The organism is Nocardioides sp. CPCC 206348 (genome assembly GCF_048654705.1).
Classification (GTDB): Bacteria; Actinomycetota; Actinomycetes; order Propionibacteriales; family Nocardioidaceae; genus Nocardioides.
Map to the genome: position 1 here is coordinate 37,875 of NZ_JBMCZA010000156.1, position 1,873 is coordinate 39,747.

General features: G+C 70.8%; 1 protein-coding gene. It reads right to left on the reverse strand.

The window, feature by feature from the left end; genetic code table 11:
- On the reverse strand, positions 1-1,419 hold a 1,419-nt coding region (locus ACOADB_RS11240; protein WP_378598296.1), incomplete at its 3' end, for a DEAD/DEAH box helicase.
- Positions 1,420-1,873: the final 454 nt, after the last annotated feature.

Sequence of the window (1,873 nt, forward strand, 5' to 3'; positions counted from 1 at the left end):
GCGACGACGGCGACGGTTGCGGCTCGCGCCGGCGGGGCGCTCGGCACCCTCGGTCGTCGTACCCTCGGCCGCCGGAGCGGCAGCAGGTGCGGAGCCCTCGGTGGTCACGCCGCTGCGGGTGCGCGTGCGGGTGCGCTCGCCGCCCTCGCGGGGCTTACGCTCGCCACCGTCGCGGCCACCGCGCTCGCCACTGCGGCCGCCGCGCTCGCCGCCCCGGCCACCGCGGTCGCCACCACGTCCGCCGCGCTCGCCGCCACCCTCGGCGCGCTCACGGTCGGCCCTGGACACGTGCGGCGGGGCCGGGATGAGCCGACCCTTGGTGCCGGGAGCGATGCCCTGGTCGTGGTAGAGGTGCTCGGAGGTGGAGTACGTCTCGAGCGGCTCGTCGAACGGCAGGTCGAGCGCCTTGTTGATCATCTTCCAGCGGTGCACGTCGGTCGCGTCGACCAGCGTGATCGCGATGCCCGAGGCACCGGCGCGACCGGTGCGACCGATCCGGTGGACGTAGGTCTTGTCGTCCTCGGGGCAGGTGTAGTTCACGACGTGGCTGACGCCGGAGACGTCGATGCCACGGGCGGCGACGTCGGTCGCGACGAGGACCTGGATCTTGTCCTCGCGGAACTTGTTGAGCGCCTTCTCGCGCGCCACCTGCGCCATGTCGCCGTGCAGCGGGCTGGCCTTGAAGCCGCGCTCGACGAGCTCGTCGGCGATCCGCTGCGCCTGGCGCTTGGTGCGGGTGAAGACGATCATCTTGTCGGCGTCCTCGGCCTGCAGCAGGCGGCCGATGATCTCCGGCTTGTCGAGGTCGTGGGCCAGGTAGATGAACTGGGCGGTGGCCGGCACCGTCGAGTTCTCGTACGACGACTCGGCACGGATGTTCATCGGGTGCCGCATGTGCGTGCGGGCCAGCGCCACGATCGCCGCGGGCATGGTGGCCGAGAACAGCATGGTCTGGCGGGTCTCGGGGGTGAGGCGCAGCAGCTTCTCGACGTCGGGCAGGAAGCCGAGGTCCAGCATCTCGTCGGCCTCGTCCAGGACCAGTGCGTGCACGTGCGAGAGGTCGAGCACCTTGCGGTTCGCGAGGTCGATGAGGCGACCCGGCGTACCGACGACGATGTCGACGCCGGCTTCGAGGGCGTCGATCTGGCCGTCGTAGCCGACGCCGCCGTAGATGGTCAGCACGCGCAGGCCGCGGTCGCGGCTGGCGAGCTCGAGGTCGCTGGACACCTGGATGGCGAGCTCGCGGGTCGGCGCGACGATCAGCGCCTGCGGCTTGCCCTGGGCGATCTCGACGTAGTCGGGGTCCTTGGTCGCGATGCTGCGCTGCAGCACCGGGATGCCGAAGGCGAGCGTCTTGCCGGTGCCCGTGCGGGCCTGGCCGATCAGGTCGGTGCCGACCAGGGCGACGGAGAGGGTCATCTCCTGGATCGCGAAGGGGTGGACGATGCCGCCGCGCTCGAGCGCGTCGCAGATCTCGCCATGGACGCCGAGGTCGCGGAAGGTGATTCCGGGGACCACCTCGACCTGCTCCTCGGTGAGGGTTTCGATGCCAGCCGCCAGGACCTCTTCGGTCGTGACTTCGCTGGTGGGTTCGTTCGTGGAAGTGCTCAGGGCCGTGTCGCTTTCGTGAGTGTCGTCAGCCGGTGTGGCAGGCGCCAGAAATCAATGCGGCTGTTTCACACTCAGCCGCGCACATACGTGGGCAGGTTGCCCGGCGGGCCGTCTCGTTCGGCCTCCACGGGGACGTGGGGCGGTTCGGGCAGGCGCTCGCGCTTCCTACTCTACCGGCCGGCAGCGCGGCGAGGGCCATCGACGGCAGCTTGCTGCCTGCCTCAGTGGCGGAGACGCGCCCGGCCAGGTCGGCTTGTAGCCT